Source organism: Actinomycetes bacterium (assembly GCA_024222295.1).
Classification (GTDB): domain Bacteria; phylum Actinomycetota; class Acidimicrobiia; order Acidimicrobiales; family Microtrichaceae; genus JAAEPF01.
In genome coordinates, this window is the sequence record JAAEPF010000050.1 from 1 (window position 1) to 2,305 (window position 2,305).

The 2,305-nt window shown below is 65.1% G+C and carries 2 protein-coding genes; both read left to right on the top strand.

Annotated features, from left to right (window positions below; all coding sequences use genetic code 11):
- Positions 1-216: 216 nt before the first annotated feature.
- A complete protein-coding gene (gene hrcA, locus GY812_14415) occupies positions 217-1,248 on the top strand; it encodes a heat-inducible transcriptional repressor HrcA (protein MCP4436677.1) in 1,032 nt (343 codons plus the stop codon).
- Between the two features lie 45 nt (positions 1,249-1,293).
- Positions 1,294-2,305, top strand: a 1,012-nt coding sequence (gene dnaJ, locus GY812_14420) for a molecular chaperone DnaJ (GenBank protein MCP4436678.1), incomplete at its 3' end; no start/stop codon positions are given.

The window sequence follows — 2,305 nt, forward strand, 5'->3', positions numbered from 1 at the left end:
GATACGACAAGCCGTGTTCAGGGTAAGGCCGGCCTTCGCGGACACCTTTGAAGATCATCGACGCGCCTCTGCCTGCCTTCTGCCCCGCACTATTCGTTGTGATCTGACAGATTAGCCCTCGGTATCCGAGCGCGCCGGGCCGCTCGGTCGATGAATTCGACGCTGATCACCGTAAACTGACAAACAACTGGGTCGGGCTCGAGAGGTGGGTCAAAGGTGGGTAGCGCTGACGATCGTCGATTCGAGGTGTTGCGCGCCATCGTCGCTGACTTCGTCGCCACCAAGGGGCCCATCGGTTCGAAGTCGATTGTTGAGCGCCACCACCTCGGTGTATCCAGCGCGACCGTGCGCAACGACATGGCGGTCTTGGAGGCAGAGGGATACATCGCCCAACCGCACACCAGCTCGGGCCGGGTGCCCACGGAGAAGGGTTACCGCGAGTTCGTCGATCGGCTTGACAGCGTCAAACCTATGTCGAACGCCGAACGCAGCGCGATTCTGACGTTCCTGGAGACTGGCGTCGATCTCGACGACGTGCTGCGCCGGGCGGTGCGACTGCTCGCCCAGCTGACCCGTCAGGTTGCGATCGTGCAGTACCCGACGCTGTCGACGTCGTCGGTGCGACATCTTGAGGTGGTGGCGCTGACGCCGGCGCGGTTACTGTTGGTGGTGATCACCGACTCCGGTCGGGTTGACCAGCGGATAGTGGAGCTCGGCGACGGCATCGATGGCGTCGAGCTGGCCCGTCTGCGCGATCTGCTCGGGCAGGCGTTGGAGGGTAAACCACTGGCCGACGCGTCGGTAGCGGTCTCCGAACTGGCATCGCATCTCACTGGACAGGGCACTCTCAGCGACGCGATCGGCAGGTCGGCGACTGTGCTGGTGGAGTCTCTGGTCGAACACAGCGAGGAACGACTGTTGCTGGGCGGGACCGCTAACCTGACTCGCAACACCGCCGATTTTGGTGGATCGTTGCGCTCAGTGCTCGAGGCACTTGAGGAGCAGGTGGTTGTGCTGCGGCTGCTCGCCGCTCAGCAAGAGGCCGGCAAGGTCACTGTGCGGATCGGTCACGAGACAGAGGCCGAACAAATGGCGGGCACCTCGGTAGTCAGCACGACTTACGGCAGCTCGGGCAAGGTGTTCGGCGGCATGGGTGTGATAGGTCCCACACGGATGGACTACCCGGGAACCATCTCCAACGTCGCTGCGGTTGCCCTCTATATTGGCGAGGTCTTAGGTAGCCGTTGATCCAGGCTGGGTTTCGGTCGGATCGACGGGTGGGAAAGGTTGAGCGTGGCACGCGACTATTACGGGATGCTCGGTGTGAGCACGGGCGCGACTGACGCGGAGGTCAAGCGCGCCTATCGAAAGCTCGCCCGTGAGCTGCACCCTGACGTGAATCCCGACGAGGCGGCGCAAACTCGATTCAAGGAGATCAGCGTCGCCTACGAGGTGCTCAGCGATCCGGAGCGGCGCCGCATCGTCGACATGGGCGGCGATCCGATGGAGTCGGTGGGCGCCGGGGGCGGGGCCGGCTTCGGCGGGTTCGGCGGGCTTGGCGACGTGTTCGAGGCTTTCTTCGGCGGCGGAACCACCCCGCGTGGGCCGGCAGGCCGGGTTCGGCCCGGGTCTGATTCGCTGCTCCGGATGAGGCTGGATCTGGCGGAATGCGCGACGGGGGTGACCAAGCAGGTGACCGTCGACACCGCGGTGCTGTGCGAACTGTGCCAAGGCAAGGGCACTCACGGCAACTCGACTCCGGCGTCTTGTGACACCTGCGATGGACGTGGCGAAATCCAGACCCTGCAGCGTTCGTTACTCGGCCAGGTGATGACCTCGCGGCCCTGCCCGGTGTGCGGTGGTGTCGGGGAGGTCATTCATGATCCGTGTAACCGATGCGCCGGTGACGGCAGGGTGCGCGCCCGTCGGGAAATCAGCGTCAAGATCCCGGCCGGGGTCGCCGACGGTATGCGGGTGCGGCTCTCCGCCCAGGGTGAGGTCGGCCCCGGTGGTGGGCCTGCGGGTGACCTGTACGTGGAGGTGCACGAAACGCCACATGATGTCTTCGTCCGCGACGGCGACGATCTGCATTGCACGATCTCGGTGCCGATGGCCGATGCCGCGCTGGGCACGGCGGTCACGATCGACGCCATCCTCGACGGGCCCGTCAACATCACCATCGGAGCCGGGACGCAGCCCGGCTCGATCACCATTCTGCGCGGTCACGGCATGCCGCATTTGCGCTCCGGGGTGCGCGGCGACCTGCACGCCCACATCGACGTCATGGTGCCTACGAGGCTCGACC